At 57.4% G+C, this 25,729-nt stretch carries 23 protein-coding genes and 1 riboswitch; of the genes, 10 read left to right on the top strand and 13 right to left on the bottom strand.

Features of this window, described 5'->3' with window-relative positions:
• Positions 1–117 precede the first annotated feature (117 nt).
• Positions 118–2,397: a 5-methyltetrahydropteroyltriglutamate--homocysteine S-methyltransferase gene (gene metE / locus AC5JQH_RS13820; protein ID WP_493805691.1), complete on the top strand. Its 2,280-nt coding sequence runs from the start codon at positions 118–120 to the stop codon at positions 2,395–2,397.
• On the opposite strand, the gene cpdA is transcribed toward metE, so the two are convergent.
• The 4 genes from cpdA to thiC form a co-directional block, all read right to left on the bottom strand.
• Entirely contained in the window at positions 2,391–3,197 is an 807-nt protein-coding gene (gene cpdA / locus AC5JQH_RS13815) for a 3',5'-cyclic-AMP phosphodiesterase (protein ID WP_493805690.1), read from the bottom strand. The genes metE and cpdA overlap by 7 nt on opposite strands.
• A gap of 202 nt (positions 3,198–3,399) precedes the next feature.
• Entirely contained in the window at positions 3,400–3,885 is a 486-nt protein-coding gene (locus tag AC5JQH_RS13810) for a DUF1249 domain-containing protein (protein WP_286800934.1), read from the bottom strand.
• Positions 3,886–3,887: 2 nt separating this feature from the next.
• Complete coding sequence (locus AC5JQH_RS13805) at positions 3,888–4,502, bottom strand: NUDIX domain-containing protein (RefSeq protein ID WP_493805689.1); 615 nt, start codon at positions 4,500–4,502, stop codon at positions 3,888–3,890.
• A 61-nt stretch (positions 4,503–4,563) separates the two neighbouring features.
• The gene (thiC, locus tag AC5JQH_RS13800; protein ID WP_339622368.1) at positions 4,564–6,441 is read right to left on the bottom strand and encodes a phosphomethylpyrimidine synthase ThiC; all 1,878 of its coding nucleotides are present in this window, start codon (positions 6,439–6,441) and stop codon (positions 4,564–4,566) included.
• 77 nt (positions 6,442–6,518) lie between these two features.
• Positions 6,519–6,632: riboswitch (TPP riboswitch) on the bottom strand.
• Positions 6,633–6,807: 175 nt separating this feature from the next.
• Here thiC and AC5JQH_RS13795 point away from each other — a divergent pair.
• Positions 6,808–8,211: a TolC family outer membrane protein gene (locus AC5JQH_RS13795; protein WP_493805688.1), complete on the top strand. Its 1,404-nt coding sequence runs from the start codon at positions 6,808–6,810 to the stop codon at positions 8,209–8,211.
• 48 nt (positions 8,212–8,259) lie between these two features.
• On the opposite strand, the gene waaA is transcribed toward AC5JQH_RS13795, so the two are convergent.
• Positions 8,260–9,513 carry a lipid IV(A) 3-deoxy-D-manno-octulosonic acid transferase gene (waaA, locus tag AC5JQH_RS13790; protein WP_053114348.1) on the bottom strand — a complete coding sequence of 418 codons (1,254 nt, stop codon included), beginning with the start codon at positions 9,511–9,513 and terminating at the stop codon, positions 8,260–8,262.
• A gap of 121 nt (positions 9,514–9,634) precedes the next feature.
• On the opposite strand from waaA, the gene lpxL reads away from it, so the two are divergent.
• The 4 genes from lpxL to AC5JQH_RS13770 are packed head-to-tail and all read left to right on the top strand — an operon-like array spanning position 9,635 to position 13,789.
• Complete coding sequence (gene lpxL / locus AC5JQH_RS13785) at positions 9,635–10,582, top strand: LpxL/LpxP family Kdo(2)-lipid IV(A) lauroyl/palmitoleoyl acyltransferase (protein ID WP_075267653.1); 948 nt, start codon at positions 9,635–9,637, stop codon at positions 10,580–10,582.
• Positions 10,583–10,629: 47 nt separating this feature from the next.
• On the top strand, positions 10,630–11,625 hold the full coding sequence (locus tag AC5JQH_RS13780) for a mitochondrial fission ELM1 family protein (protein ID WP_053114346.1): 996 nt from the start codon (positions 10,630–10,632) through the stop codon (positions 11,623–11,625).
• Positions 11,622–12,737 carry a glycosyltransferase family 4 protein gene (locus tag AC5JQH_RS13775; protein ID WP_092032933.1) on the top strand — a complete coding sequence of 372 codons (1,116 nt, stop codon included), beginning with the start codon at positions 11,622–11,624 and terminating at the stop codon, positions 12,735–12,737. The genes AC5JQH_RS13780 and AC5JQH_RS13775 overlap by 4 nt, the downstream gene beginning before the upstream one ends.
• Complete coding sequence (locus AC5JQH_RS13770) at positions 12,734–13,789, top strand: glycosyltransferase (RefSeq protein ID WP_092032930.1); 1,056 nt, start codon at positions 12,734–12,736, stop codon at positions 13,787–13,789. The genes AC5JQH_RS13775 and AC5JQH_RS13770 overlap by 4 nt, the downstream gene beginning before the upstream one ends.
• Before the next feature lie 23 nt (positions 13,790–13,812).
• On the opposite strand, the gene AC5JQH_RS13765 is transcribed toward AC5JQH_RS13770, so the two are convergent.
• Complete coding sequence (locus AC5JQH_RS13765; protein ID WP_008170849.1) at positions 13,813–14,607, bottom strand: glycosyltransferase family 2 protein; 795 nt, start codon at positions 14,605–14,607, stop codon at positions 13,813–13,815.
• Between the two features lie 131 nt (positions 14,608–14,738).
• Between AC5JQH_RS13765 and AC5JQH_RS13760 the strand changes: the two genes are divergently transcribed.
• From AC5JQH_RS13760 to AC5JQH_RS13750, 3 genes are read left to right on the top strand one after another with little or no spacing between them, the layout of a single operon-like run.
• Positions 14,739–16,160 carry a mannose-1-phosphate guanylyltransferase/mannose-6-phosphate isomerase gene (locus AC5JQH_RS13760; protein ID WP_053114337.1) on the top strand — a complete coding sequence of 474 codons (1,422 nt, stop codon included), beginning with the start codon at positions 14,739–14,741 and terminating at the stop codon, positions 16,158–16,160.
• On the top strand, positions 16,157–17,062 hold the full coding sequence (locus tag AC5JQH_RS13755; RefSeq protein ID WP_008170855.1) for a lysophospholipid acyltransferase family protein: 906 nt from the start codon (positions 16,157–16,159) through the stop codon (positions 17,060–17,062). Before AC5JQH_RS13760 ends, AC5JQH_RS13755 begins: the two co-directional genes overlap by 4 nt.
• On the top strand, positions 17,056–19,065 hold the full coding sequence (locus AC5JQH_RS13750) for a glycosyltransferase (RefSeq protein ID WP_286803259.1): 2,010 nt from the start codon (positions 17,056–17,058) through the stop codon (positions 19,063–19,065). Before AC5JQH_RS13755 ends, AC5JQH_RS13750 begins: the two co-directional genes overlap by 7 nt.
• Here AC5JQH_RS13750 and AC5JQH_RS13745 read toward each other — a convergent pair.
• The 5 genes from AC5JQH_RS13745 to AC5JQH_RS13725 form a co-directional block, all read right to left on the bottom strand.
• Positions 19,024–19,413, bottom strand: a complete 390-nt coding sequence (locus AC5JQH_RS13745) for a hypothetical protein (RefSeq protein ID WP_493791487.1) — start codon at positions 19,411–19,413, stop codon at positions 19,024–19,026. The two genes, AC5JQH_RS13750 and AC5JQH_RS13745, sit on opposite strands and share 42 nt — an antisense overlap.
• 109 nt (positions 19,414–19,522) lie before the next feature.
• Positions 19,523–20,071 carry a hypothetical protein gene (locus tag AC5JQH_RS13740; protein ID WP_493791488.1) on the bottom strand — a complete coding sequence of 183 codons (549 nt, stop codon included), beginning with the start codon at positions 20,069–20,071 and terminating at the stop codon, positions 19,523–19,525.
• Positions 20,072–20,105: 34 nt separating this feature from the next.
• Positions 20,106–21,185 (bottom strand): CDP-glycerol glycerophosphotransferase family protein, encoded by a 1,080-nt coding sequence (locus tag AC5JQH_RS13735; RefSeq protein WP_493805687.1) that lies wholly within the window; start codon positions 21,183–21,185, stop codon positions 20,106–20,108.
• Entirely contained in the window at positions 21,186–22,304 is a 1,119-nt protein-coding gene (locus AC5JQH_RS13730) for a glycosyltransferase family 4 protein (RefSeq protein ID WP_493805686.1), read from the bottom strand.
• Positions 22,301–23,017, bottom strand: coding sequence for a 3-deoxy-D-manno-octulosonic acid kinase (locus AC5JQH_RS13725; RefSeq protein ID WP_092032920.1), 717 nt, complete (start codon positions 23,015–23,017; stop codon positions 22,301–22,303). The genes AC5JQH_RS13730 and AC5JQH_RS13725 overlap by 4 nt, the downstream gene beginning before the upstream one ends.
• 157 nt (positions 23,018–23,174) lie before the next feature.
• On the opposite strand from AC5JQH_RS13725, the gene AC5JQH_RS13720 reads away from it, so the two are divergent.
• On the top strand, positions 23,175–24,233 hold the full coding sequence (locus AC5JQH_RS13720) for a glycosyltransferase family 9 protein (RefSeq protein WP_288367199.1): 1,059 nt from the start codon (positions 23,175–23,177) through the stop codon (positions 24,231–24,233).
• Between the two features lie 23 nt (positions 24,234–24,256).
• On the opposite strand, the gene AC5JQH_RS13715 is transcribed toward AC5JQH_RS13720, so the two are convergent.
• Together AC5JQH_RS13715 and AC5JQH_RS13710 are read right to left on the bottom strand one after the other, a co-directional pair.
• Positions 24,257–24,664, bottom strand: coding sequence for a DUF6165 family protein (locus AC5JQH_RS13715; RefSeq protein ID WP_008170872.1), 408 nt, complete (start codon positions 24,662–24,664; stop codon positions 24,257–24,259).
• A gap of 87 nt (positions 24,665–24,751) precedes the next feature.
• Positions 24,752–25,678, bottom strand: coding sequence for a branched-chain amino acid transaminase (locus AC5JQH_RS13710; RefSeq protein WP_008170880.1), 927 nt, complete (start codon positions 25,676–25,678; stop codon positions 24,752–24,754).
• Between the last annotated feature and the right edge of the window lie 51 nt (positions 25,679–25,729).

Genomic DNA, 25,729 nt, shown 5'->3' with positions numbered 1-25,729 from the left:
TCACCCTTCGCATGAGCAATATTCATTGATCTCTGAAATAATACCATTATTTTTCATTCCGCCAGGTGGATATTCTGCACTTTCTTCAAAATCACGAAATCAAGCAGAGGACACACCATGGTAACCACCCACAATCTCGGCTTCCCACGAATCGGGGCCCGCCGCGAGCTGAAGTTTGCCCAGGAAGCCTTCTGGAAAGGCCGGATAAACGAGGAGGATCTGCAGATTACCGGTGCCGATCTCCGGCGCAGGCATTGGCAGAACCAACGCCCACTGGACCGAGTGCCCGTCGGAGACTTCTCCTTTTACGATCAGATACTGGATATGAGTGTCACCCTGGGCAACCTGCCTGAGCGGGTGAACGACACCAAAGGCAGCGAACTCGACCGTTATTTCCGTGTAGCCCGGGGGCGTTCCGGGCAGGAATCAGCCTGCTGTGGTGTTCAGGCAGGGGAAATGACCAAATGGTTCGACACCAACTATCACTACATCGTGCCCGAGTTCCACCAGAACACCCGCTTTCGACTCAATGGCAACCGACTAATCGATCAGATCGACGAGGCGCGAGCCCAAGGAGTGACACCAAAGCCGGTGATTATCGGCCCCGTCACCTATCTCTGGCTTGGCAAAGCCAAAGACGACAGCGACCGACTGTTGCTGCTGGAGTCGCTACTGCCCGTGTACTCAGAGCTTCTGGAACTGTTAGCAGACCGTGGCGTTGAGTGGGTTCAGGTAGACGAACCCGCGCTTGTGACCGACCTGGATGCGGACTGGCGCCACGCCTTCAGCCTCGCTTATCACCACCTCAAGACAAGCACGCCGAAGTTGTTGGTAACCACTTACTTCGGTGAATTGCGAGAAAATCTGCAGCTGGCCTGTGAATTACCCGTGGCCGGATTGCACCTCGATGCCATCAGTGCCCCACAGGAAGTCCCCCGTGTGGTCGACTGGCTACCGCCCCACAAGCAACTTTCTTTGGGCGTTATCAATGGCCGGAATATCTGGCGATCGGATCTGGAGAAGACCCTCGACTGGCTCGAACCGGTCTATGAAAAGTTGGGGAATCGTCTCTGGCTCGCGCCATCCTGCTCACTGATTCATGTGCCTGTCGATCTAACGAGTGAAGACAAGCTTGACCCGGAAATCCGCAGCTGGCTGGCATTCGCCGTCCAGAAACTGGATGAACTGAAGACTCTCGCCACAGCGTTGAGTAATGGAAGAGCGGCCGTTCGCGAACAACTGGCGGAATCGACGGTAGCCGTCAACAGTCGGGCAACATCCGAACAAGTTCACAGCGCTTCTGTGCAGGCCCGTCTCGCCGACGTCAGCCCGGCACTCGGTCAGCGGCAAAGCCGTTTCCCGGACCGCATCGCCATACAGCAACGGAAGCTTGGCCTACCCCGCTTCCCGACAACCACCATCGGGTCCTTTCCCCAAACACGGGATATCCGCCAGACCCGCTTGCAGTTCCGAAAGGGTGAGCTAAAGGAGCCGCAATACAACGCCCGGATTCGCGAAGAGGTTCGTCGCTGCATTGTCGAGCAGGAGGCCCTGGGGCTCGATGTGCTTGTTCACGGCGAAGCCGAGCGAAACGACATGGTCGAATATTTCGGCGAACAACTGGACGGCTATGCCTTCAGTCAGTTCGGGTGGGTTCAGTCCTACGGCTCGCGATGCGTGAAACCACCCATCCTGTTCGGAGACATATCTCGCCCGAAAGCCATGACCGTCGAGTGGATCCGCTATGCCCAGTCGCTCACAAAAAAGCCTCTGAAGGGCATGCTGACCGGACCTGTCACCATCCTCAACTGGTCGTTCGTGCGGGACGACCAGCCACGGCGGGAGACCTGCCTTCAACTGGCACTGGCCATCCGGGAGGAGGCGCTGGATCTGGAGGCCTCGGGCGCCCGAATTATCCAGATCGATGAAGCCGCCCTTCGGGAGGGCTTGCCGCTGCGGCAATCCGATTGGAAGAACTATCTGGACTGGGCCATCGAGTCATTCCGGATATCTGCCAACGGCGTTCGAGACGAAACCCAGATCCACACCCACATGTGCTATTCGGAGTTCAACGACATTATCGAAGCCATCGCCCGGATGGACGCTGATGTGATTACCATCGAGACCTCCCGGTCAAACATGGAACTTCTCGATGCCTTCCGTGGTTTCCATTACCCGAACGACATCGGGCCCGGTGTCTATGACATACACTCGCCGAATATTCCCGACAGCGAGCAGATTCGATCATTGATGATAAAGGCGGCAGAGCGGATACCAGCAGAGCGGCTATGGGTGAACCCGGACTGTGGCCTGAAGACCCGTCAGTGGGAGGAGGTCCGCCCTGCCCTGAAAGGCATGGTCGCCGCCGCTCGGGAACTCAGGGAAACTATTCAGTAACCGGAACTGTTCTGATCCAGCTCGAACTGGAAATCCTCGGCCCGGCGGACTTCCGTTGCGAAGACGCCGGAATCGTGGAATTCAAACCAGCGGTACCCGGGCGGTAAATCCTCAACCGAGAACTTGCTGGAACCGGAAGTAAACTGGATGCAGGTGGACGGCGTGGCCAACAGCTGCACGCCGTTGCGCTCGCGCTCGTGCTCCTGATGGATATGTCCCCACAACACGATCCTGACCTGAGGAAATCGATCTAGCACCTGCCAGAACGCATCGCGATTGGTGAGGCCAATTTTCTCCATCCAGTCGGAGCCGATATCCACCGGATGATGATGGAGTGCAATCACTGCCGGTATGTCCGGATGTTGCTCAAGCGTCTCCGAGAGGAACGCCAGTTCGGATTCAGCCAAAGCGCCGAAAACCTTGCCGGGCACAGAGGAATCCAGCATCACAAACTGCCAGCCACCCTGAATCACGTGACGATCAGAAGCGTTGTACTCGCGAGAAACCTGGAGCAGGTTATCGATATGATCGTGATTACCAGCGATCCAGACTGAGGGACAGGAGAAAGACTTCAGGCTCTCACCAAAGACTCGGTACGCTTCCACCGACCCGTCTTGAGCGAGATCCCCGGTAGCCAGAATCAGATCCGGCTGACCGTGCACTTTCAATACCTCTGCAATAACCGCCTGCAGGCTTTCCCGGGTTCTAACGCCCAACAGATCTCCGTCGGCACGCGCCATCAGGTGCGGATCAGTCAGCTGCAGTACCCGCAGTGGCCGGTTTTTTTCCTTCGTGGTCATGGCGTTCTGGATCTACTCGCTGGCAATACGTGGTCTGATAACAAGTGTACGACGCCGATTCACAGATTTATCACTTTCGAATCGAACCCGGGTCACATTCTGGCAAGGCTTAGACGATATATTGCAATTTTTGACAACTATGGCACATCGGTGCGCCATAGCCACACCACTTTAGTACAGGATAAGCGTGTATCGAACCGCCTCAGTCGACGCCTTCACCGGCGGACCAGGCGGCGTGTTCCATAGGTAGGTGACCAAACCGAAGACAGTAATCCAGCCAATCGGCAAGGAAACCGTTGACCTGAACCTTCTCGTCCGGATGGTGCATGAAGCGATTGGGATAATCATTGACCGGGGCAATCTGGCGATCACGGTAACAGCTGATCACTTCCGCCATGTTGGCGTCGTGGTAGACCCGCACGGTCATTTGAGGGTTATTGAGCCAGCGCCCGGAATTATGCACCTGCTCAAGCAACAGGGTCTCGGTGAACCTCGCAGTCTGGAGCACCTGAATCCGGACCCGACCCAGATAATGGTTTTCCCGGTGCAACTCAAATTCGCAGACGGGCTTGCCGTCCACCTCCAGCTGACGCAGTTTCTGCAGCCGCTGATAGTTGCCGTCACACAGGGCACCAAGCTGCCTCAGATCCGGAACGTACCGCCTGGGTTTCATGGTCCACTCACCCATTACTACCACCCTTTTCTCAAGCGGGCCCGATTCAGCTCGAGCCACTGAAGGGCAATAATGGCGGCAGCGTTGTTGATACGGCCATCGTGGATCATCGCTATGGCATCGTCGGATGACACCACATGGGCACGGATATCCTCATGTTCATGTTCCATACCATACAGACCACCGGCATCCGCGGTGCTGACACACCCGCAATAAAGGTGAATCATTTCCGTGCTGCCGCCGGGTGACACCAGGTAATCGCAGATTTTTTCCAGCGGCTCAAAGGTAAGTCCGGCCTCTTCCTGGCCCTCGCGTTGAGCGACTTCTTCAGGGCTCTCGCCGTCTTCGTTCATACCAGCCACCAGCTCCAGCAGCCACGGCGACTGATCACGACCCAGGGCACCAAGACGGAACTGCTCAAGAAGGACTACCTCGTCCCGTTCCGGGTCGTAGGGAAGTACACAGGTGGCATCGCCACGAATGAAGAGTTCTCGGGTAAACACCGGCATATCCCGGCCATCAAAACGCGGGTGGGTCAGCCAGAGCTTATCCATTCGGAAGAAGCCCTGGAAGACGGTTTCACGTTTTTCGACGTTGACGTCGCTGGCTTTGAACTGGAACGGTTTGGCCATTTTTCATCCGGTCGTTGAATCGACTTGGAACGATAGCCTTTAGTTGGGTATTACTTCAAGTTCAAACCTTGTCGTAAAGCTTGCTCCCGGATTCCACGAACTCGCGGGATTTCTCCTGCATGCCTGCATCCACCGCGGATACCTCATCAAGGCCGTGCTCCCTGGCATACTCCCGAACTTCCTGGGAGATCTGCATAGAGCAGAACTTCGGTCCACACATGGAGCAGAAATGCGCCACCTTGGCGGATTCCTTCGGCAGGGTTTCGTCGTGATAGGCGCGGGCCGTATCCGGGTCCAGACCAAGGTTGAACTGGTCTTCCCAGCGGAACTCGAAACGGGCCTTGGAGAGGGCGTTATCGCGGATCTGGGCGCCAGGATGGCCTTTGGCCAGGTCGGCGGCGTGGGCGGCGATCTTGTAGGTGATGATACCGGTTTTCACATCATCCTTGTTGGGCAGGCCAAGGTGCTCCTTGGGTGTGACGTAGCAGAGCATGGCACAGCCGTACCAACCTATCATGGCGGCACCAATGCCGGACGTGATGTGGTCGTAGCCGGGGGCGATGTCGGTGATCAGGGGGCCAAGTGTGTAAAACGGCGCTTCGTCACAGCATTCGAGCTGCTTGTCCATGTTCTCCTTTACCAGATGCATGGGCACGTGGCCCGGGCCCTCGATCATGCACTGTACGTCGTGTTTCCAGGCGATCTTGGTGAGCTCACCGAGGGTTTCCAGTTCGCCGAACTGGGCTGCGTCGTTGGCGTCGGCGATGGAGCCGGGGCGCAGGCCGTCGCCAAGGCTGAAAGAGACATCGTAGGCTTTCATGATTTCGCAGATGTCTTCGAAGTGCTCGTACAGGAAGCTTTCCTTGTGGTGAGCCAGGCACCATTTGGCCATGATCGAACCACCCCGGGAGACGATGCCTGTGGTGCGCTTGGCAGTCATAGGCACATGGTGCAGGCGGACGCCCGCATGGATGGTGAAGTAATCCACGCCCTGCTCGGCCTGTTCGATCAGGGTATCCCGGAAGATTTCCCAGGTCAGGTCCTCGGCCACGCCGCCGACTTTTTCCAGGGCCTGGTAAATCGGCACGGTGCCGATGGGTACCGGGGAGTTGCGGATGATCCATTCCCGGGTCTCGTGAATGTTCTTGCCGGTAGACAGGTCCATGATGGTATCGGCGCCCCAGCGGATGCCCCAGGTCAGTTTCTCGACTTCTTCCTCAATGGAGGAGCTGACCGCTGAGTTGCCAATGTTGCCGTTAATCTTCACCAGAAAGTTACGGCCAATGATCATCGGCTCGGATTCCGGGTGATTGATGTTCGCGGGGATAATGGCGCGGCCGCGAGCCACTTCGTCCCGGACGAATTCGGGGGTAATCTGGTCCGGCAGGCCCGCACCGAAGGACTGTCCGGGATGCTGGTCTTTCAGCAGACCCTGTTCCCGGGCCTCCTGCAGCTTCATGTTTTCACGGATGGCGATGTACTCCATCTCCGGGGTCACGATACCCTGCCGGGCGTAGTGCATCTGGGAAACGTTTTGGCCAGGTTTGGCCCGTAGCGGTTTTCGCTCGTCCATGAACCTCAGCGGGTCAAGCTGGGGGTCTTTCATGCGGCGGCGGGTGAACCCGGAAGAGTAGTCCGGAAGCTGCTCCACATCACCGCGTTCGGCGATCCAGGCGGCGCGGACTTGTTTGAGACCTTTACGAAGATCAATAGCAGCTTCAGGATCTGTGTACGGGCCGGACGTATCGTACACAACCACCGGAGGGTTCGGCTCGCCGCCCATCTCCGTGGGCGTGTCCTGCACGGTAATTTCCCGCATAGGTACCCGCAGATCGGATCGGCTACCCTGCACGTATACTTTTCGTGAGCCTGATAATGGTTTGATGGCGGCGGAATCCGCCGCTGCGGATTCACTGAGATAGGCTGGCAAGTCCGTCATGGTCTGCTCCCGGTATTGGAGGGTTGTCGGGTCGCGTATGACGGGCCTTCCGGTACGGAAGAGGCTGGAACCAGCCCGTTTTGAATGGTCTTAATCCCTACGCCGGCATTATCCGGATCAGGTTGCGGGTTCCGCACTGCAATCTCAGCCAACCACCGGTTTTCGGTGTATCAGCACCCCGTCAAGACGCGAACTGCTCACAAAATGAGTGAACTCTGCAAGTGTAGAAGCGGAGGCGTTTATTGTCCATAATGAGCAACCAATACCTTTGGGTCACCGTCGGCACCGGCCCATACCTTGAATACAGGCCTTCCGAACCCCCTATCCAGATCAGGGATACCCGGAGATAGTTTGTCAGGAGAAGCAATGAATAAGCGTTTACTTCCAGGATTGATCAGCCTGCTCGCAGCCCAGCCTGCGTTCTCTCTGGATCTGATGGAAACCTATGAAAAGGCACTGTCCTATGACTCCGACATTGCCTCGTCCCTGGCGCAGTTCCAGGCACAGCAGGCAACCAGCGATGTCAGCAAGAGCGCCCTGCTGCCCAAAATCTCGGCGGTTGGGTCAGCAAGCTACACAAGTTTCGAGCCCAGGAATATACCCGGGGGGGCAAACGCCGATGAACTGACGCGGCAACTCTTCTCGGGAGACAGTTATCGCACCTACCGCTACGGAATCGAACTGACTCAGCCACTGTTCCGGGCTCAAGACTGGTTCAGCTATGAGGCCAGCCAGTTCCAGACCGAGGCGGCCGAGGCCCAGTACAACCTGGCCCAGCAACAGCTGATTCTTGATGTAGCAACCGCCTACTTCGATGTCTTGCGCGCCAAAGACACCGTCACAACCGCCAAAGCAACTGAAACGGCCATCCAGCGCCAGTACGAACAGGCCCAGGAACGGTTTGACGTGGGGCTCATTGCCATCACCGAAGTCTATGAGGCGCGTGCCAGCTACGACGATGCCAGAAGCCAGCGCATCGCCGCCGACAACGACCTCAATGTGGCCAAAGAACAACTGGCCCGGTTAACCGGAGAATATCCGGACTCCTTGGAAAATCTTAGGCAGAATTTTCCGCTCGGGCGCCCGGAGCCTATGGATCCAACTTCCTGGGAAACAACCGCCGTGGAGCAGAACTGGTCCATTCAGGCGGCCCAGAGACAGTTCAGTGCCAGCGAAGCCAGCCTGAAAGCGGCAAAGTCTGATCATTTACCAACTCTTGAGCTGAGCGCCTCCTACCAGGAAACCAGTCTGGAGAACGCCCTTTTTACTCAGCAAGAAGGCAACCAATCGATTGTCTCACTGTCACTGACCATCCCGTTCTACACGGGCGGCGGCACCCAGGCCGGCGTCCGGGAACAGCGCTCGCTGCTCACCGCCGCCGAACAGGACCTGAATACGGTGCGCCGGGACGTACGGGTGAATACCCGGAGCCTGTTCCTGACGGTCAACAACAATATAGAGACCGCTTCCGCCCTGGAACAGACCATCATCTCTCGCCGCAGCGCCCTCGACGCCACCCGCGCCGGCTATGAGGTTGGAACGCGCAATATTGTGGAAGTACTGGATGCGGAACGGGCCTACTACGTAGCCCTGAGAGATTACGCCAACGCCCGCTATGATTACCTGATCAACTCGCTTCAGCTCAAACAGGCCGCCGGAACCCTGACCCCTCGGGACCTGATCGACCTGAACAACTGGCTGAGCGCCGCTGCACCCGGCATCGAGGCGCTGGCCAACGAGAAGAAAACCTTGGACGATCCTACCCAGTAACCACCAGGGCGGGCCCGAAGGCTCGCCCGCATCTTTTGGGCGGATGTATCACACCCGCTCAATAATCCCATCAACCACCTTGTCTAACGCCCCGCGGTTCTTGTTCACCACTTCCAGGGCTCGCTGACCAATCGCTTCACGTTCCTGACCGTCACTAAAAAGAGACGACACGTGAGCGGCCAGATCATCTGCATCGGTAACCAGTTTAACGCCCCGGTCATTCAGCAGGCTCTGGTATATAGTTTCGAAATTAAAGATATGCGGGCCTGAAAACACCGGAATACCCCATCCGGCGGGTTCGAGGGGGTTGTGGCCGCCGCGCTCGATCAGTGAGCCGCCTACAAAGGCCAGGTCACTGGCGCCGTAAAGCATCATCAGCTCCCCCATGGTATCCCCGAGATACACCTGGGCCTGGGCAGGGCCCTCTCCAAGGGAGCGACGGGCCAGAGTCAGCCCCTCCTTGACCGCTTTTTCTGCCACAGGCTCAAAGCGGTCGGGGTGTCTCGGAACCAGGATCAGCAGAGCGCCTGGATGTTCTGCCAAAACTTTTCCATGAGCCGCCAGCAGTTGATCGTTTTCGCTGCCGTGGGTGCTGCCGGCAATCCAGACTGGCCGCCCCGCCAGCTCCTGTCGGAGCGCCATAGCCGCAGCTCGCACATCTTCAGGGATATCAACGTCAAATTTGACACTACCCGTTACGGCCACTTTCTCAGGCGCAACGCCAATTCGCCGAAACCTCTCGGCGTCTTTCTCTGCCTGGGCCGCCACCCAACTGATACTGCGCATGATTGGGGCTGCGAGGCCGCGAATACGCTCATAGCCCCGGGCGGATCGTTCTGACAGGCGGGCGTTGATCAAAAACACCGGAACCCGGCGAGCCCGGCACTGACGAATCATGTTCGGCCAGATTTCGGTTTCCATGATGACCAGTATTCGCGGGCTGGCGCGATCCAGGAAACGCCGGATGGCGCCCGGCGTATCATAGGGTGCGTAGGCGTACTGCACCTGATCACCAAACATCTTGCGTGCCTGGGCCAGGCCGGTGTCGGTCATGGCTGTCATCAGGATGGTGATACCCGGGTTCCGGGCCAGCAATCGTCGAACCATGGGCGCTGCCGCTATGGTTTCACCCACCGAGACAGCATGAACCCACACAACCCTGCCGCTAGCCCGGGGCACAATGCCCAAGCGCTGGTACCAGTTGCGCCTGAGTTCCGGAGCTCGACGTCCGTTCCACCACAGGCGCAGCAGAATGAACGGCAGAATCAGCCTAATAAGCTGGGAATAGATAAATTGCAGCACACAGGACTCCGGGCAAAACAGTGCGCTATCATAGCGCAAAACCTATTGATTTGCTTCCGATTGATGGCTCGGGCCATTGTGCCACCATCAATCGATTCAGACTTTGCAGGACCGGCTTTACGTGAAAACGAAATACCGCAAAATACCGCGAAACACGGATTACTCGGCCTACCGCCATCCCCGATGGTGGCCCACCTGGCTGGGAGTCTTTTTGATGTGGTGTGTGTCCCGGCTGCCAATACGCGTTCAGTGGTGGCTGGGCAAACTGGCGGGACTGCTGGCGTTCCGCCTTGCCCGGGAACGTCGGCACATCGCCGAGGTGAACATTCGGCTGTGCTTCCCGGAACTCACGGCCGCTCAGCAATCTGCGCTGGTTCGGAAAGCGTTTATTGCCAATGGTATTGGCTTGCTGGAAATTGGCATCGCCTGGTTCCGCGATCCAGCCAAACTGACAGGCATCACACAGGTCCATGGCCTTGAGCATTTCGAGCATGCTCTGGCGCAGGGCAAAGGCGTTTTATTACTGGGAGGCCATTACAGCACTCTGGATCTGGGCGGGAGCCTGGTGACCGAGTTCATTGAAGCAGACGTGATGCAGCGGGACCATAACAACCCTTTGATGAACGCCGTGATGACGAGAGCCCGTGAACGCCGGTATGGCAACGTGCTCGGCGCCAAGGACCTCCGGGGCCTGTTTCGCAGCCTTAAGAAAAACCGGGCCGTCTGGTATGCCACCGATCAGGATTACGGCCGCAAGGATATTGTCTTTGCGCCCTTCTTCGGAATACCGGCGGGCACGATTACCGCTACGTCCAGGATCGCGGAGCGCAGCGGCTGCAAGGTCGTCCCGTTCAGTCATTTCCGACGTGACGATGGTCCGGGTTACGACATCTACTTCCATCCTGCCCTTGAGAGCTTTCCCAGCGGGGACGATCTTCAGGATGCAACATTGATCAACCAGACTATCGAGCGAGAAGTGCGGCGCGCCCCGGATCAATATCTGTGGATGCACCGGCGCTTCAAGACCCGCCCTGATGAGAACGATCCGGGATTCTACAAACGCCGGTAATAACGAACTCAGGCAACACGGAGGCCGGCAATACATGCCGGAACACCATGGCCAAACCCGAGCCCAGAACGCAGGATGCATCCACTCCGGTGGTGTGGCTTCTGACCGACAACAAGCCGGGTCACCGGAATCAGCTGAAGGGGCTTGGCAACCGGCTTCGCGTCCTGGCGGGAGCAAGCACCTACTGGGTTGATGCCTCCACCGTAGAGGTACCTCTGTGGCGGGCATTGCTGGCCTCTTCGCCACGTATGGAGGCGTCACTGCCTCGCCCCGATCTTGTCGTCGCGGCAGGGTCCGGCACGCATCGATTACTGCTTGCGCTGCGAAAACGTCGCGGGACCCGAACGCTGGTCATCATGAAGCCCGCGTTTCCGCTGTCTCTGGTCAGCGGCGCCCTGATTCCAGCCCATGATCGCGTGCAGCCAGGCCCGCGGGTGCTGTTAACCGAAGGCGTTCTGAACACCATCACACCCCTGGCCAGAATCACCGAGAAACGGGAAGCGTTATTACTCATAGGCGGGCCTTCGCCGCACTTCGACTGGGACGACGATGTCGTCCTGGGCCAGATATCCCACCTGATCGGTCAGTACCCTGACTGGCGCTGGACCATCAGCACCTCACGGCGAACACCGGAGCCCCTGCAGGACCGCCTCGACGACATGGCCGGAGTGCGGATCACCGTTGTTCACCCCCAGCAGACCCACGAGGATTGGCTAAGCCATCAACTTTCCGCCTCACGGGCGGTCTGGGTGACTCCCGACAGCATGTCCATGGTTTGCGAGGCGGCAACCTCCGGAGTGCCAACGGGCCTTTTCGAGTTGGCGGCGAGACCCGGCAGCCGGGTCGTGGACGGAGTGGAACGGCTGGTCCGGGACGGCTATGTTGCCAAGTGGACGGATCACGCCAGCGTCATGGCCGGCAGGGCCGACCACAACCAGTCGCTCTGGGAAGCCAATCGCGCAGCCCTATGGGTCATCGAAAACGGGTTACTGCCAAAGAGCCACAAAACCAATCAACGCCTGCCCAAGGGGGCCCAGCCTTGAGAATTCTTCAGGCACTTCCAGCGCTGTACAGCGGCGGTGTAGAAAGAGGTACCGTAGAGTTCGCTGCAGACCTCGTCAAACGCGGCCACGAATCCTTTGTCGTCTCCAAGGGCGGACCCATGGCGGAACAACTGCGGGGACAGGGTTCAAAGCATATTTTCATGCCGATTCACCGGAAAAATCCGGCGTCCTTCGGGCAAATCCTGCCGATGCGAAAACTGCTTCTTGAACTGAAGCCGGACATCGTTCATGTCCGCTCGCGCATGCCCGCCTGGATTATCTTCCTGGCTCTGAAAAGCATCCCGAAACGGGAACGCCCGGCGGTTGTGTCCACATTCCACGGCATGTATTCGGTAACACCCTACAGCGCCATCATGACCCGCGCCGATCACATCATTGCTGTGTCCCAGTGTGTGCGGGACTACGTGATGAACAACTACCCCGTTCCGGCGGAGAAGCTGACGGTTATTCAGCGTGGTGTCGATGTGGATGCGTTCCACCAACGTGAACTTAGCCAGCAATGGCTGGACCGCTGGTTCCGTCAGTATCCGCAGCTTGCCGGCAAGAAAATCATCATGATGCCCGGACGGATTTCCCGCTGGAAAGGCCAACTGGATTTCCTGGCCATGATGGCGAAACTGGTGCGGGAGCGGCCCGATTGCCACGGTATTATTGTGGGTGGTGCGGAGCCCGGCAAAGAGCATTTCCTGGATGAACTGGAGAAGGAGCGGTCTCGCCTGGACCTGACCGAAAAGGTCAGCTTCCTGGGCCAGCGAAATGACATGACCAACCTGTATCTGCTCTCCGACGTGGTCTGTCACATGAGCACCAAACCCGAGCCCTTTGGCCGGACAGTGACCGAAGCCCTCGCTTCGGGAACACCGGTCGTGGCCTATAATCGTGGCGGGGCGGCGGAAACACTGCAGGCGTGCTTCCGGGAAGGCCTGGTGGCGCCGGATAACGTGGATGAGTTCGCACAGGCCGTTTCCCGGATGTTGGATGCCGGGCCTCCGGCCATTGAGATCCCCTACCGATTCCGCCTGGAGGCACAGACAGAAGCGAGCCTGGCCGTTTACGAAACGGTGCTGCAGAATACCGCAGGCCGATCATGACCTCACCGCCCCGGTTAACGATCGCCCTTCTGATTGCCACGCCCGGCACAACCTGGGGCGGCATGGAAAAACACACCGCCGATCTGGCGGCCGATCTGGCCAGACGGGGGCATTGCGTCCATGTAGTGGCTCACAAAGACTACCGGGATAAATTCCATTCCGGCATCCACTTTCATGCGCTGCCCGTTCAACTGGGGCGACGGAACCTCTGGCTCCAACTTGCCCTCCGCCGGCGACTTCGAGAAATAGCACCTGATATTCTGCACGCCCAGGGCAACAAGGCTGCGCAGCTCGCGGCGAAAACCGGAAGCCTTGCCCGGGTGCGAATCGGCACGGTGCACGGCACCAAGTCCAGCCATAAGGCCTTTGATCGCCTCGACGAGATCATTGCCGTAAGCCCCAGGATTCTGGCTACTCTGCGACACCCCCGAAAACACCTTATCTACAACGGCGTGGATTCCGGGAGCGAACGAACAACAACAGACGACGGCCCGGAGCTACCGCCGGGAGTCACCAATGTAATCGCCGTCGGACGACTCGAATCCGTCAAAGGTTTTGATGCGCTGATCAGAGCCTGGGCCATGCTCGGCGATTCGGCACATCGCTACCATCTGACCATTTTTGGCGAAGGCAGCCAGCGATCACGGCTTGAGCACTTGATTCGCCAGTTGAAACTGGAAACCTCGGTAACCCTCGCAGGGTTCCGGGAGAATCTGGCGCCCATCTACGACAGGGCCGAATTGACGGTGATCAGCTCCGAACGGGAAGGCTTTCCCTACGTACTGGCGGAGTCCCTTCTCAATGGTTGCCCCGTGGTCTCCACTCCGGTGTCCGGACCGCGGGATATTCTTCCAGAAACGTCTCTCAGTGCAGGCCACCGGGATCAGGACCTTGCCGAACTGATAGCGCGAGCGCTCGCTGATCTGGAGACACTGAAACAGAGTGAGCAGCCCGCAATAGCATTTGCCCGTAAAACTCTCACGATCAACGCCATGGCGGAGCAAACGGAAGCGCTATACCTGAGGGCAATGGGCGAGCAACGAGGCACCTGATGTCCGCTGTATTGGGCTGAGAGCTAGCGTGTATTTTCCCTCTCAAATTCGGATAGCATCTGCATCTCGCGAGCCTTGGCCAGGCGCATGAAATTCCTGTTGGCTGCGGTAATGGCAACGCTCAGACCAAACCAACCGTTCAGGATCTGGCGGTGAAGCAGGTAATATTTCAGGAACTTCAAGGGAAACTCGGCAAACAGGCGGGGGCTGGAAATTCGCCGTCCCTTTGCGGCGATAAAGCGGGCCTGCTCCGTCGACAACTGGCAGTACTTGCGCTCCATCTGCTCCAGAGAAATCAGCGTGCGGTGCAACACATCGCCCTTTAAATCCACAACCCGGCCAGCCTTCACCTGCGGCCGGTCATTGTTGCTGTCTTTTTCGGGCTCAATCACTGCCTTGTTACGATTGTAGAGCCTGAGGATCTTCTTCGATTTATCATGGCGGAACGGATGCCGGGGATCCGGCTGGGACAGCACCCAGCGCATCCGGAATCCCGCAATGGCCGGGTCAATCGGCTTTGAAAACAGGTCCTGGATGTTGGCCACAAGCTCGTCCGACAGCACCTCATCCGCATCCAGGTCCAGCACCCAGTCATTACGACAAAGGCTTGCAGCAAAGGCTTTCTGGCAGGCAAACCCCTGCCAGTCGTTATGAACAAAACGGGCACCCGCCGCTTCAACAATGTCACGGGTTCGGTCAATACTTCCGGAATCGACTACGATAATCTCATCAACCCAGCCGGAAACCTTTGCAAGGGATTCCGGCAATCGCAGTTCTTCATCCTGGGTGATGTAATAAACGGATAACGGTAGCTTCATCAAAATTCCTGGTATCGGACAATCAGTTTACGGACTGGTCAAAACAATATCATGGTTGCCTTATGATAAGATGGCTCGCCTGATTTTGATGTTTTTCTTGGCATTCTTTAACTCAAGCCCGGAGTGTACAGATGATTCACCCCGTCATTATGGCTGGCGGTACCGGCTCACGCCTTTGGCCGATGTCGCGCCAGCTGAATCCGAAGCAGTTCCTGAAACTGACCAACGGCCCCCTGTCGATGTTGCAGGCCACCGTTGCGCGGCTTGAGGGCATGGACGCAGCAAACCCTCTTCTGATCTGCAACGAGGAACACCGGTTCCTGGCTGCGGAACAAATGCGGCAATCCGGCCACGAGGATACGCGGATCATTCTGGAGCCCTGTGGCCGGAATACGGCGCCGGCGATTGCCTTGGCAGCGCTGCAGCTGACCGAGGCTGCAGAAAACGGTGCCGATGATCCCCTGATGCTGGTGCTGGCAGCCGACCACCTGATCAAGGACGTCACCGCCTTTCAGGAAGGGGTGAAGAAAGCCATTCCGCTGGCGCGGGAAGGGAAGCTGGTCACCTTCGGCATTGTCCCGAACCATCCTGAAACTGGCTACGGCTACATTCATCGTGGCACCGAGCTGGGCCCTGACAGCTACCTGGTGGACAAGTTTGTCGAAAAGCCGGACCAGGCGACCGCCAATGGTTACCTCGATTCCGGAGAGTACCTCTGGAACAGCGGAATGTTCCTGTTTGGTGCCCGTCAGTACCTCGAGGAGCTGGAAGCCCATCGCCCTGATATCCTGGCCGCGTGCCGTGCCGCCATCGCAGACACCGCCGATGACCTGCACTTCACGCGAATCAACGCCGAACGCTTCGCCGAATGCCCGTCAGACTCGGTGGACTACGCCGTCATGGAGAAGACCGACAAGGCCGCCGTGGTTTCCCTGGATGCCGGCTGGAGCGATATTGGCTCCTGGTCCGCGCTATGGGAAGTCAGTGACAAGGACGCGGCCGGCAACAGCCTGACCGGCGACGTGATCACCCATAACACCGCCAACACGCTGATCCGTGCCGATAGCCGGCTGGTGGCCACCGTTGGTGTGGACAACCTGGTGGTTATCGAAACCAAGGATGCCCTGCTGGTCGCCCATAAAGACAGTGTTCAGGACGTCAAAACCGTGGTGGAACGGATAAAAACCGATGGCCGCCACGAACACATGAACCATCGGGAAGTCTACCGCCCCTGGGGCGTCTACGATTCCATCGACAACGGTGCCCGCTATCAGGTCAAACGCATCACTGTGAAACCCGGCGCCAAGCTCTCCGTGCAGATGCATCACCATCGCGCCGAGCACTGGATCGTGGTAAGCGGCACGGCCCGGGTCACCAACGGCGAGAAAACCTACCTGGTCACCGAGAACCAGTCCACCTACATTCCGGTTGGTCAGGTGCACTCGTTGGAGAATCCGGGCGTCATCGACCTGGAACTGATCGAAGTTCAGTCCGGCTCTTACCTGGGTGAAGACGACATTGTTCGTTACGAGGATCGGTACGGTAGGAAATGAGCAAGCTCAAGTATTTCATCATCGCCGGGCTGCTCAGGATTGCCGGCTGGCTATCCCTTGCCGGTGCCCAGAGGGTAGGTCGTTTCGTCGGTTATCTGGTATGGCGATTGCCCACCAAATCTCGCCAGGTAACCGACATTAACCTGTCCATTTGCTTCCCCGAACTTTCAGACACCGAACGCGCGGTTATGTCAAAGAGATCCCTGGCCCAGACCGGCATGACCATGCTCGAGGTGCCCTTGATGTGGGAGTGGCCGGTGGAGAAATGCCTTGGCCTGATCCGGGAAACCGAAGGCCTGGATCTTATCGACGAGGCCATGGCCGGCGACAAAGGCCTGATTCTCCTGGCGCCGCACCTCGGTAACTGGGAGCTGGCCGGGTTGTTCTTTTCCTCACGCTACAAAATGGCAGCGCTCTATAGTCCGCCGAATATGCCCGAGTTCGAGGACTACATGATCAAGGTACGCGGGCGACTTGGCTCGGAGCTGGTCCGGGGCGACCGCCGCGGCCTGGCCAGGCTCGCCTCGATTCTTCGGGAAGGCGGGGTTGCCGGAATCCTGCCGGACCAGTCGCCCCGCGGAAAGGGCAACGCCTTTGCGCCTTTCTTCGGCATGGAAGTGAAAACCATGACTCTCGTATCCAAGCTGATTCAGCGCACCGGTGCCAACGTGCTGATTACTTATGCCGAGCGCCTGCCCGACGCTTCCGGGTTCCGGATCGTTGTACGTGAGACCGGCCCGGGCCTCGGTGACAAGGATCCTGTTGCCGCGACCAGTGCCATGAATCAGGCGATTGAGCAATGCGTGCGAGAGATCCCCGAGCAGTATCAATGGGAATACAAGCGTATGCGCCATCGGCCGCCCGGCGAAATCAACCCCTATAATCCGGACCGAGTATGTTGAACCCCAGACTCGCCTTTCATGCGCTGCTGATCATCGGGCTCGGCGGCGCGCTCCTGTCCTCAAGCATCCTGGCCGGCGCGACTCTCTTGCTTGCGATTGCCGGAATGGTGCTCAGTGCCCGCAAATCTTTGTATAAAGACGGCTGGGACAAACCCAAAGAGCTCAGGCTGCTTCACTTTTCCTTCTGGTTCTTCGTGCTGGTGAGTTTTCTGTCCTGGGCCCTTGAAGGGTTTGATTACGAGGGTGGAAAAACCCTTGGCACGCACGCCCGGTTCATCCTGTTCTGGCCCCTGATTGTTGCCATCAGCTATGCAAGGATTGGCGCCCGCACGACTTTCGCCGCCATCGGACTGGTGGCCGTGTCTATCATCGGGATTTTTCTGGTGACCATTGCTGCCCGCCAGGGCGCGCTTGGTCAGGTCTTGAATTCCCGTTTTGGCGGTGGAATCAACCCTATCAGCTTTGGCAATCTCGCCCTCCTGGGGGGCATGTTGACGATCGTCGCTGCCATGTTTTTTGTCCGGGAAAAACGGGGGGGCCTGGCGGTACTGTTTTTTATCGGTGGAACGGCGGCCGTTCTCATTTCCATGTTGTCGGAAACCCGCAGCAATCTGGTCGCTCTACCCTTCCTTCTGATTGCTTTGACACCGCTAGTCGGTAAAAGACTTCGAATTGCCGGATTGATTGTTGTGCCAATGCTCGTCGCCGGCGCGATTATTACCAGCGACCGCATGTCCAGCTCGCTCAATGGACTGCTGCATGATGGCCAACTGGACTCCGGCATGGAAATTCGCCTGGAGGTCTGGGGGCAGGCGCTGAATATGCTCAGAGAAAGCCCCTGGTCGGGCGCTGGCCTTGGTGGCTATACCCACCGCATAGAATCGGAAGTTGCCGCGGGCAATCTGCCAGAGCATTTCCTGGACTGTTGCACGGGGCATGCGCATAACGATCTGCTGAACAATGCCGCAACAAGCGGTATTCCCGGCATTCTCAGCTGGGCCCTGCTTATTTTCATTCCGCTGGCCATCTTTGGCAGAAACCTGTCCAGCCCCCACGCAGCCACGGCGCACCTTGCGGCGGCTGGCTGCATGGTATCCCTTGGATACTTTTTCTTTGGCCTGACCGAAGCCACCTTCAATCGGACTTTGTTCCTCACCTTCTATCTGCTGGCTGTTAGCTCCATCGCCTCGGCCATGTTTACAGAGTTGAGTGCGTCCTATGTTCGAAACAGGGCCCGCAAGGTGTCTGCCACTATCATCACGAAAAACGAAGAAGACCACATCACCGACTGCTTGAAGTCCGCAAGGCTGGTTGCCGACGAAATTATCGTTCTGGATAGCGGCAGTACTGACAGAACGGTGGAACTGGCCAGAGAGCTGGCAGATGTTGTCGAAGTCACAGACTGGCCTGGCTTTGGCATCCAGAAACAGCGAGCTCTCGAGAAAGCGACAGGAGAGTGGGTGCTGTCACTGGATGCCGATGAGCGTGTCACACCGGAGCTGGCAAGGGAGATCAACGATCACCTGGCCGATCCCGACGCGGACGCCTACAAGCTTCCCTGGGCAGTAACGATTTACGGCAGCCGCCTGGATTTCGGACGCAGCGGCCGAGCCCCGCTCCGGCTGTTCCGTCGCGAGGGAGTAAGCTTTTCGGACGCCCTCGTACACGAGCGGATACTGATTCCGTCCGGACGCAAGATCAAAACCCTGAGGGGCCGCCTGACACACTATACACACAGGGATTTCGGCCACTCGCTGGAAAAAAGCGCCAAGTACGCCTGGCTTGGCTCACTGGAGAAACATCGCAAAGGCAAGAAGACCCGCACCATGATCTACCCCACCCTGCGGGGCCTGATGACGTTCGTGCAGGTGTACTTTATTCGGTTCGGGTTTCTGGACGGTGCTGTGGGCTATCTTACCGCTGTGACGTACGCACAGGTGACTTTCAACAAGTATGCCGGGTTATGGACTCTGGACCGGCCGGCCCGCTTTGAAAAGTCGTGACCCCCGAAGGAGCGTCGTTTCCACGCCGACGCTCCCGAACATACGCCTTAATTCGTCATAGTAAGGGAGCCGGGCGCCCAGAGCGGCATCATCGATCTGGAACACCCGGATTTCCGGGAATATCTTTTTCAGGGTAAACAGAGCGGTTGAAGCAAAGCTGTAGAAAGCGAGATAGATTTCCCCGGACAGAGCCACTTCGACCTCGATCGGACGACCGGCCTGCCGTATCTCGAGCGGAAATTCTGCCAGCAAAGCCTCCAACTCTTCCCGGCTTTCCTTTCGGTGCATGAAGTACACCACGCGGCTATTAGGATGACGTTCCACCACGTGCTGAATCTGCAGTGTCAATTGCTGAGGCCGATCCTCACCACCAAAGGGCTGTCCAAGAAAACCGACCACAGGGGCCTGAGTATTATCACGGTCAGAGGTTTTGAAGGTGCTGCGAAACACCGGAAAATCATGAACCTGTACCTGAACAAGCTCTGAGCTCGGTAGCGGAAAAAAACTTGAAGAAAGCGATCACCTCCGGAACCACGCGATGAATCCGGATTCCCATGGTTCTCAGAAGCCGTTTTTTTGCTGGTGAAATCCGGGAGGCAATACCCTCGTCGTGAATGGCATGGTAGTACGTCACTGTCGCCAGGCCGTCATCCACGAAAATCAGCTGCTCGCTATCGAACCCCCGATAAAATACTTCGTGGATCCAACTGGATTTGTTCCCGATAAATAGCCGTTCAATGTGGCGTCGTGAAAGGCTCTTGGCAACCGCACCCAGACGAAGGTAAAAGGAACTTTTTTTCAGATAGATAGTTTCAATGCCTTGCCAGCCAAGAGCCTCGGCCAGGAAGGCCATCTGTTCCTCGGTCTCCCGGTTATCAGGCCTGGCAATGACAAGAAGTGTTGTTTCAGCGCTGCAGCCATAGAGGTAACGAGCCTCGGAGCAATTGATCAGTTGCAGGGGCGTACTCGCAACAAAGACATTGGTTGGGCTTGCGGCGCTGATCAAATCGTTCGCTTCCTAGTCGGGATCTTCACTTGGTCTACCCTGAGCTTTCCGGTGCCATGCGTGCAAGTTCCTTCCGCAACCGGCGCCGGACTTTCAGTTTGCGCAACAGGTTTATCGGCTTTGGCTTGAGTTGGCTACGCTTGTTGATCAGGAAATCCTCGACCGCATCAAGAACCCGCTTGCTGGAACGACCATCCCGGAAACTGTGCAACTGGTCGCAAAGAGCTCGCGTTTCTGTCATCAGCGGATCGGGATACTGCACCGCCTCTTCCAGAGCTTTCTCAACGCCCGCCACTTCCTGGACATCGATCAGATAAGGCCCCGGCATTTTGGTTCTGAATGTGACCACCGGGCGATCCAGGAACATGAACTCGAACATGATGGACGAGGTGTCGCAGAGCATCACATCAGCCTGCGGCAGCAGAGGCAGCAGATCTTCATCGCTTTCGACAAAGCGAAGGTTCTCGCCGCTCAGATTGCGATACTGATCCACAACCGCCGGATCCATCTTCGGATGAAGCGTTACAATGAACTTCCAGCGACCACTTCTGGAGAGCTCGCCGATCTTCTCCACCAGATCCGGAGCTGACGTAACGGACCGGCTGAACGTTGAAGCGTAAAAAACAACCGGCAACTCATTTTCCAGGCGGTTTCTCTTCCCGATTTCATTCCGCGACAGCAATGAATCGAGCTTTGGCCAGCCTGTGTGAGCAACCCCGAAATGCTGGTACCGCTCGGCCAGTTCACGGAACTTTTCCGTGTCTTTAAGGGCATGCGTACAGTAAAGATCAAACCATCCCCGAATTCGGTAATGGTCGCTTTCATCTTCGCTGCTATGGCCCCGTTTGTTGCGCGCCATGCCATGGAATACCTCAACCTTGATTCCGGGAAAAAAGTAAGGCACCCAATCACCGGGAACGAAGGTCGCATCCGCGTTGTAGTCCATGACCTCTTTTACGGAAACGAGACGGCGCTCATCGGCCTGAAGTGGAGCCGTTGAGCACCCGGCGACGAACCAGGCAGCCTCATCGCCCCGGCGCCGTATCTCTTCCTGCAGCGGTCGCAGTATTGAATAGGAATAGGGTTGGTTTACAAAAAACAGGTACCGGCGCATTCAAGCCCTGCCCGTCAGCGATTTGTATAGCTCACCCGTCTCAGTGACGGTCTGTGAGGTGTGAAAATTCCGGGCTATCCGTTGCCTCGCAGCCTGCCCAAGAGAGGCCGCCAATTCACGATCGCGGTAAAGCCGCTCAATAGCCGCTGAAAGCCCGGGAGCATTTTTCGGTTCAACCACAATACCGCTGACGCCATCTTCCACCAGCTCCGGCATACCGCCAACACTGGTCACTACCGGCGTCACTCCGTAGACCATCGCCTCGATGACGGCACGGGGCAGTCCTTCCCTTTCCTTCGAGGGAAGCACAAACACATCACTGGCCGCCGCTATGGCCGGCGCATCGTTGCGGTAACCTGTAAAGTGAATCCGCTCGGGGTGAGAAGTGGCAGCGGCCTGCGCCTGAATCTCTTCGTTATCAATAACGTCTCCCACCAGCAGCAAATGTATATCTACATCCTCAGGCAGATTATCGATCGCTTCAATCAGGTCATCGAAGCCTTTTCTCGGGGTATTTCTCCCGGTGCAGCACACCACGAAGGCATCTTCCGGAACACCAAACTGTGTCAGGTCGGCCTTGGGCGATTGATACCAGTCCAGGTCGTGCCCTTTGTAGATTCTCTGAAGCTTCCGTTCAGGAATGTGCATCCACAGAAACCGGAGGCTGGCCAGGTAATCCTTGATGGCATCAGCGACACAGACAATCTTGCTGACGCGAGGATGCAGGAAGGTAATCCAGGATTCCGGATTGAGAAAACTGATGTTACCGATCACACCACGATAGGCGACGATCTTGATATCCGTGCCCCGGGAAGCCCGTAATCCGCAGGCCAGGGCCCGGGGATTATAGGCATGTATGACCTCGTAGTTTTTCTTGGCCAGTTGTTGGCGGATGGACTCGGTGCCCTCTTTGTCAAAGCGGTTCTTCAAGGCCATGGGGCAGGCAACCATGCCCTCGTCGACAAGACGCTGATAGTTCCGGCCCTTGGGGTTACACATGACGTCGACGTCGAACCCGGCCTTTCTGAGCCCGATAAAGAGTTCAGTCTCCGGACGATCACAGGCATCCGTAAGACAAAGTATCGACGGAAGCGATCCGCCCTGTTGTGGATTGGTCAAGTGGCCATTCCCCTGTTGTATCCGTTCATGAAATAACTCCAGGCTTTTGCCCGTGCGTCTTCTCCGGCCACCTTTACCAGCGACCGCGAGAAGCGATCAAGATTGGCCTCTTTCCAGCGCGCCGGGGCACTGCCAGTCATCAACCTGCTCTTGTCGAAATCAATCAGAAAGTATTCGTTGCCCCGGACCAGTACATTGAAGCAGTTCAGGTCCGCATGCATGACGCCGGCGTCGTGAAATCGACGAATGGTTTCTCCAATGGACGTCCACGCCTCATTGTCCAGCTCCGAGATAAGGTCAGCCAGGGGCGTGGTATTCTCCAACCGTTCAATGATGATGGCGGCCCGGTACTGAATTGGCGACAGTTTGCGATACCAGGCCGCAACAGGACAGGGTACGGGAAGCCCCTGGCTAACCAGTTTGTTGAGCAACCGGAACTCTGCAAAGGACCGCACATGCTCCTCGCCGGTGAAGGCATAGGCGTATCGCGCAAATTTCGCCATCAACCCGCCCCGGCGATATTCTCGAAGCACCAGTCTGTCCTCTCCGGCCTGCAAAAACCAGGCGCCGCCGCGGCCCCCGCTGCTTACCGGGCGGGCTTGATTGCCCCAAGAGGCGGAATTGAACCAGTCCTCGGTAACCCTGCCCTCGTAATCCGGGTGAATCAGCATTGCCGAAGACCTTTCCCGGATACAGATTTCAGACTCCACCATGCTGGGTCCCCGGTCACCGAAATTGAAAGAAGGCACGTACTACCCACTCACGCCGGGACGGAAACGCGCGAGTAAGTTAGAATGGCGGCCAGTTTACCAATGATTGCCGACAAAGCTCCACAGCACCAGGCCACAACCTGAACCGGATCAATATCTGATGAACTCCATCTGCATTCTTCGCCTGTCCGCCATCGGCGACGTGACTCACGTAACACCTGTCGTGCTGAGCCTCCAGGAGCAGCTTCCCGGCGTGAAGATCACCTGGGTTATCGGCAAGATCGAAGCCAAGCTGGTTGGCGATCTGCCCGGCGTTGAATTCATTATTTTCGACAAAAAGGCCGGTCGCAAAGGCTACGCTGAGCTTCGCAGACAAATGACGGGGCGCAAGTTTGACGCGCTGCTTCACATGCAGGTGGCTTTCCGAGCCAACCTCGCCGCTGCCTGCATTCCGGCCAGAGTCAGGATTGGCTATGACAAGGCCCGCAGCAAGGATCTTCACAGCCTGTTTATCAACCACCGGATCAAACCGGCACCGAAGCAGCACGTGCGAGACTGCCTTGCCAGCTTCCTCGAACCTTTGGACCTCAAGGCCGCGCCGCCGCGCTGGCAGATTCCGTTGAAGGATTCAGACCATGAGTTTGCGCGTGAGCAACTGGCTAATGACCGCAAAAACCTTGTAATAAGTCCGTGTGCCAGCCACACACTGCGTAACTGGCCCGCTGAGCGTTACGCACAGCTGGCCGATCACGCAATTCAGAAGCACGGCATGAAGGTGATTCTGGTGGGCAGCCCCGCCCCGTTCGAGGCAGAGTACTGCGCCGCCATCGAAGCCGCAATGAAGGAAAAAGCGCACAACATCTGCGGCAAGGACACCCTGAAGCAACTGACAGCGTTAATGACCCATGCCGACCTCGTGGTAGCGCCCGATACTGGGCCGGCACATATCGCCAGTGCGGTGGGCACCGATGTCCTTGGGTTGTTTGCCGCAAGCAATCCTTACCGCTCCGGGCCCTATAATTCTCTGGACTGGTGTGTGAACCGGTATCCTGAAGCACTGGAGAAGTTTACCGGCAAAACGGTGGAACAGGCCCGGTGGGGGGCGAAAGCAGAGTTCGAGGGGGCGATGGACCTGATCACGGTTGCAGATGCCACGAATATGCTGGATCGTTGGGTTGAAGTGAACCCGGTGGCCAAAGCTGAAAGCGGGGTCAGATGAAAGCGTTCATCTGACCCAAAATTTCACTTCCGTGCGGTGTAGTCCTGGTAGGACTTCTCTTCCACGAAACGAGACCCCAGGGCCAGGTTGACCTCTTTTTTGATCGCAGCGCGCTTGTCATTGGTGACGTATACAGCGCGTGCCAGCTCAATAAATCTCGCGCCAAAGTCCTGGGCGGCTTCCTGATCCCGAATATCGTCTTCAATCACCCACAGCTCTTCGTTGACCGCTTTCAGCTGCTTGCGGAGATCGGCGATTTCAGCAGCCTTGTCCTTTACTGCCTCGTCCCAGGTAGCGCTCAGCTCATCAAGCTCAAGCCGGACATTCTTGACCTTGGTTTCATCCTTGATGCGCTCGGACTTGATTTCGAGAATGGTGATTTTGTCCAGCACCTCGCCAAAAGATACCGGTACCTTGATAACGTCTGCCATTTGCTCGTCCCGCCAGTAAACAGGGTGTGTTAAACAACAAAGCCGCCGGGCTGAAACAGCAAACGGCGGCCTGCGATTATTCTGGAATCAGCCTTTTACGTGGGTCAGCCAACCGCTGTGCTCAGCCAGCTTACCCTTGACTGCATCAAAGTACATAGCCTGGAGCTTCTCGGTCACCGGGCCACGCTTGCCGGCACCGATCACACGGCCATCCAGTTCGCGGATCGGCAGCACCTCGGCCGCTGTGCCTGTGAAGAAGGCTTCATCGGCGATGTAGACCTCATCGCGGGTAATCCGGCGCTCCTTGATCGGAATGTTGAGCTCACGCGCAAAATCCATGATCGTGGCACGGGTAATACCCTCCAGGCAGGAGGTGAGTTCAGGCGTATGCAGCACACCATCACGCATGATGAAAATGTTTTCTCCGGAGCCTTCGGCAACGTAACCTTCGTTGTCCAGCAGCAGGGCTTCCTCGGCACCACCGGAAATGGCCTCGTTCAGGGCCAGCATCGAGTTAATGTAGTTGCCGTTCGCCTTGGCCTTGCACATGGTGATATTGACGTGGTGGCGCGTGTAGGAGGACGTGCGCACCTTGATCCCCATTTCCTTCGCTTCCGGTGACATGTAGGAAGGCCAGCTCCAGGCCGCAACCATTACGTGCACCTTTAGGTTATCAGCCCTGAGCCCCATACCCTCGGAACCGAGAAACGCCATTGGGCGGAGGTAGGCTTCGTCAAGATTGTTTTCCCGAACCGCCGCACGCTGGGCCTCGTTGATCTCGTCCTTGCTGAACGGCATTTTCATGTTCAGAATGTGGGCGGAACGGAAAAGACGATCCGTGTGCTCTTTCAGGCGGAAAATGGCCGGGCCATTCGCGGTGTTGTAGGCCCGCACACCTTCAAAACAGCCCAGGCCGTAATGCAGGGTGTGAGTAAGGACGTGGGTCTTGGCATCCCGCCAGGGAACCATCTCACCATCCATCCAGATAACGCCATCGCGATCAGCCATCGACATTCTTCATTGCTCCTAAAAAAGCGTTTTTCGAGGGAACCGGCATTCTAGCAG

The organism is Marinobacter sp. H13 (assembly GCF_059072335.1).
Note: the sequence above shows the minus strand (reverse complement) of the source record. Positions and strands in the feature narration are given on the sequence as shown.